The 4,695-nt window shown below is 59.1% G+C and carries 4 protein-coding genes; 2 read left to right on the top strand and 2 right to left on the bottom strand.

Features of this window, described 5'->3' with window-relative positions:
- Window positions 1-1,399, bottom strand: a 1,399-nt coding sequence (locus AB4Z11_RS23560; protein ID WP_442028077.1) for a glycoside hydrolase family 43 protein, incomplete at its 3' end; no start/stop codon positions are given.
- Entirely contained in the window at window positions 1,396-2,649 is a 1,254-nt protein-coding gene (locus AB4Z11_RS23555) for an MFS transporter (RefSeq protein WP_442028075.1), read from the bottom strand. The genes AB4Z11_RS23560 and AB4Z11_RS23555, both read right to left, overlap by 4 nt.
- A gap of 137 nt (window positions 2,650-2,786) precedes the next feature.
- Here AB4Z11_RS23555 and AB4Z11_RS23550 point away from each other — a divergent pair, with 137 nt between their 5' ends.
- Complete coding sequence (locus tag AB4Z11_RS23550; protein ID WP_442028073.1) at window positions 2,787-3,527, top strand: substrate-binding periplasmic protein; 741 nt, start codon at window positions 2,787-2,789, stop codon at window positions 3,525-3,527.
- 196 nt (window positions 3,528-3,723) lie between these two features.
- The coding region (locus tag AB4Z11_RS23545; protein ID WP_442028072.1) for a DUF4214 domain-containing protein at window positions 3,724-4,695 on the top strand (972 nt) is incomplete at its 3' end.

Genomic DNA, 4,695 nt, shown 5'->3' with positions numbered 1-4,695 from the left:
CTTCCACACGCAGCTGCACCGGCACGCCGGACGGCACCGGAATAGGCGCGGTAAAGGTGTCGGTCTGCACGTGGTTCGGCAAGCTGCTCATCACGCGCAGGTGCTTGCCTAGCACCTCATCGTGCGTGATATACAGGTAGTGGAACTTGGCCGCACCGTAGTAGCAAACCAGACCCGCCTGCTGTTGATAGTGCTCCGGCTCGAACTCGACCACGGTGGACGCGCTGTAGCAATGCGCTTGCTGGCGGCGCGCGACCAGCGCTTGCCGGAACTGGCTGCCCATGGTTTCGCGTCCGAACAGACGAAGGTGGCCGGGCCGCGCAGTGAGGCTGAACAACTCTTCCGGCCACGGCGAGCGCAGCCACTGGAAGGCTGGCGGCAACTCGGACGAGTCGAATTCTTCGCGCATTGGCTGTTCAGCAAAGCGATGCTCGGGCAGTGCCGGCCCGGCCGGCTGCAATTCCGGCGCTCCCAGGCCGTCGGCGGTGCGCAGCCAGCCATCCTCGCCCCAGACCATGGGCTGAATGGCAGTCTCGCGGCCCAGCGTGCAGGTGCCGCGATTACGCAGCGGACGGCCGCACAGATACACGGCGTAGGTGTGTCCATCCTGCGTTTCGACCAGGTCGGCGTGTCCTGCCCGCTGCAGCTCGGCATCTGGACGATTGCGCGAGCTGAGGATTGTCGTATCGGGATGCAACTCGTACGGTCCATGCAGGTCGCGCGAGCGCGCCATGGTGACGCCGTGATTCCAGCCAGTGCCGCCTTCCGCGGTGAGCAGATAGTAGTAGCCCTCGCGCTTGTAGATGTGCGGCGCTTCGGTCAGCCCGTGCGCCGTGCCTTTGAAAATATTCTCGCRCTGGCCAATCAGACGGCGCTCCTGTACCGAATATTCCTGCATCACGATACCGGCGAAGCGATTGCTGCCCGGACGATGATCCCACAACTGGTTCACCAGATATTTGCGTCCATCGTCGTCATGGAACAGCGATGGATCGAAGCCGCTGCTGTTCAGGAAAATCGGATCGGACCATGGGCCTTCAATACTCGGACTCGTGACCAGGTAATTGTGAAAGTCGCGCAGCGACGCGCCACCGCTGGCCGCGCCGGTGGACGTGCGGCCATAGCGCTTGACGTCCGTGTAGATCAGCCAGAACAGACCGTCCGCATAAGTCAGACAAGGCGCCCATACGCCACAGGAGTCCGGCGCGCCCAGCATATTCAGCTGGCTGGGTCGATTCAACGGACGTGTGATCAAACGCCAGTTGACCAGATCGCGCGAGTGGTGAATCTGCACGCCCGGATACCATTCGAAGGTCGATGTGGCGATATAGTAGTCATCGCCCACGCGAACGATGGATGGATCGGGATTGAAGCCACGGAGGATGGGGTTCTGGATCATAGGGATTTCGGTTCGCGCACGAGAGTCCACAGCAGCACGGCGGCCAGCAGATCCAGTACGGCGAGGCTAACAAAGAATGGCGTGTAGCCGACGGTGGCCATCAGTCCACCGATCAGCAGGGAAAACAGCAGCAGGCCCAGATTGCCGAACGTGCCGCACATGCCCGCCACCGTGGCCACTTCATTGCGGCGGAACAGGTCGGACGCCATCGTGATGACGGTGACGGACAAGGTCTGGTGCGCGAAGCCGGCCAGGCAAAGCAAAGCGATCGCGGTGTAAGGACTTTCCACATAGCCGACGAAGGCCACGCCCATCATCATGCAGGCGCCAACCGTGAACGCGCCGCGCCGCGCATTAATCAGGCGCACGCCGCGCTTTTGCAGCGCCAGCGCCACGGTCGGCCCGAACAGGCAACCAAGGTCCGCGGCCAGGAAAGGCAGCCAGGCGAACATCGCGATCTGCGTCAGGTCGAAATGGCGYACGGTGGTCAGATACAGTGGCACCCAGAAGGCGAGCGTGCCCCAGGCAGGATCGGCCAGAAAACGTGGCAAGGCAATGCCCCAGAAATTACGCATCTTGAGGATGCTGAGAATCGATGGGCGTGTGCCGTCGCCTTGCAGGTGCTGCTCCTGCCCTTGTGCGATGTACTGTGCCTCTTCGTCAGACAGGCGCTTGTGGCGCGAAGGCGCTTCGTAGATCAGCAGCCAGGCCATGACCCACACCAGTCCCAGTGCGCCAGTGATCACGAAAGCTGCCTGCCAGTTGTAATGCAGGATGGCCCACACCACCAGCGGCGGCGCAAGCATCGAGCCGAACGAGGCGCCCACATTGAAGATGCCGCCCGCGAGGCCGCGCTCCTTGGACGGGAACCATTCGGATACCGCCTTCATCCCCGCCGGATTCGCGCATCCCTCGGCCAAACCGAGCAGGCCGCGCAGCCCAGCCAGCGCTTGCCAATTGGTTGCCATGCCATGCGCCATGCAGATGACCGACCATGCCGCCGCGAAGATCGCGAAGCCGAATTTCAGGCCGATCACGTCGAGCACATAGCCAGCCAGCGGCTGCAGCATGATCGCGCCCTGGAAGGTGGCGGTGATGTACGAATATTCCTGGGCCGTGATGCCCAGTTCTTTCAGCAAAGTCGGCGCCGATACCGCCAGCGTGCTGCGTGTGAGATAGTTGATGATTGCGCCGAGCATGACCAGTCCGATCATCCACCAGCGTAGTCCTTTGATCTTAAAGCCAGCCATGATTGCGCAATCATTACTTCAGGGACTGCCACAATATCACAATATGATCACAGAATGGTTGCGCAATCTTTATGTAACAAACACGGTCTGATAGAGTGGCTAAGCGCTATCGCACCCGCCCCTCAACCAGCGACGCCATGAAAATAATAATCAAACCGCTCACCTGCCTGCTTCTCGCCTTTGCGCTTAGCGCTTCCGCCGCAAGCCCGTCACTCAAAATCATTACCATCCACGGTGCACCCTGGGGCTTCATTGGAAGTGACGGCCAGCCTACCGGCATGATGTATGAGATCAGCAACCGCATTGCCGAAGTAGCGGGTTTCAGCTATACCAACGCCCTCGTGCCCTACGCCAGAACGGCACTGGACATAGAAAACGGCAACGCGGATTTCGTCCTCCGCTTCAGCAACGACCAGATCGCACGCAGCGCAGTACCGGTGGCGACAATCGTGACCATGCCGATCATCGCAGTCGGCCCCAAAGGAACGCAGTTCCGGACGATAGAAGCCCTACATGGAAAGACTGTCGGTGTCGTACGCACCAGTAAATATGTCGCCTCGTTTGACGCGGACTCGGCTATTTTGAAGTACGCCGTCAACGACTACCCGACCATGGCGAAAATGATTTCCATGCGCAGGCTGGATGCTGGCGTGGGCTCCAGCGCCGGTTTCTACTACGGAGCCTACATGGCAGGCATCAGCCCGGAGCAGTTCGGACCGCCACTCGTATTAGGCAGCAATGACTTCATCCTCTTCTACTCAAAGAAGAACGCAACACCCGAAACAATTAAGGCCTTGCGAAAGGCCGCGGACAAATTGACTACAAGTGGCGAAATCAAACAAATCGTCAACAAATACACGGCCCCTCACAGACCGTAGGCGCCATGTCAATTTGACATTGGACGATGTGGAATTCAAGACTCCGCGCCTATCTTTCTGCCCCGAAAACGAAAATACCGCCCCGCAAGCGCAAAGCCCAAACCTTCCCGACTGAACGATTACTGCTTCACCCGCCACATGAACCTTTTGTGTGTGACCAGGTATTCACGGTCAAACTGACAACATTGGAGGGACCATGCCTGTCTCGAATTTCCTGAAGATCGCAGCTTGTGTGCTGTTTCCAGTAGTGCTGGCCGCCTGTGGCGGCGGTTCTGAATCGTCCCAGCAAGCGGCTGCGCCCATGCGGCTCGCTGCAGTGCAGGCAACTGCGCAAGTGGCAGCAGAAGATTATTTCCCGATAGTGCAGCAGCTGTATATCGCGTATTTCGGACGGGCTGCCGATCCTGTCGGACGGAATAATTTTGCGGCACAGCTACTTCAGTTAAATGCTCCCACTGATATTCAGCAGATGACTGACGCGTACAATAACGATGGCCGCATCCGGGCGCTGGTCGATAGTTTTGGCACCAGTGACGAGTCGAAAGCACTGTTTGGTGCCGGCGATAATGCCGCCTTTGTGACGGTTATTTTCCAGAACGTGCTGGGCAGAACGCCAGACCCCGCCTCCTCCGGCTTTTTGTTCTGGGAGAATGCTCTGAATGGCGGCGGCTTGAACCGGTCCGATGCCTCCATGTCGATCATGGCCGGGGCCTTGGCTAACACCACGCCTCAGGGATTGATTGATGGAAAATTGGTGAATAACCGCGTGGCGGTCGCCTCCGCGTTCACCGCGGCGCTAGACACGGATATCAAGATCAATGCCTATAGCGGTGCGGCAGCGGCCGCGTTGGTACGTTCCATGCTTGCTTCGGTGGATGCCAATACCGATGTCGCCTCGTTTTCAACCAACATCTCAAACGCGGTCAACACCTTGGTCGCTAATGCACCGCCGCCTGCGCCAACCTTCCAGACCGTACGAGCGATTATCAATCAGCGCTGTTTGACCTGCCACTCAGGAGGCGGTGCGCAGGCCGGCATTCGCCTGGACTTGGATTCGGTAGTGCACAGCCAGGCAGCCATGATCTATCAGCAGGTTGTAGTGACCCGCTTCATGCCGTTGGGAAATGCAACTGGCATGACCGACGATGAACGCGACATCATCAAGAAC

The organism is Pseudoduganella sp. RAF53_2 (assembly GCF_052113985.1).
In the GTDB taxonomy this organism is placed as follows: domain Bacteria; phylum Pseudomonadota; class Gammaproteobacteria; order Burkholderiales; family Burkholderiaceae_D; genus Rugamonas.
The sequence above is the reverse complement of the archived record's forward strand: the minus strand, read 5'-3'. Positions and strand labels throughout refer to the sequence as shown.

What these genes read in the sequence shown, in the direction of transcription:
- AB4Z11_RS23550 (WP_442028073.1), top strand. Translation starts at nt 2,787, where the DNA reads ATGAAAATAATAATCAAACCGCTCACCTGCCTGCTTCTCGCCTTTGCG.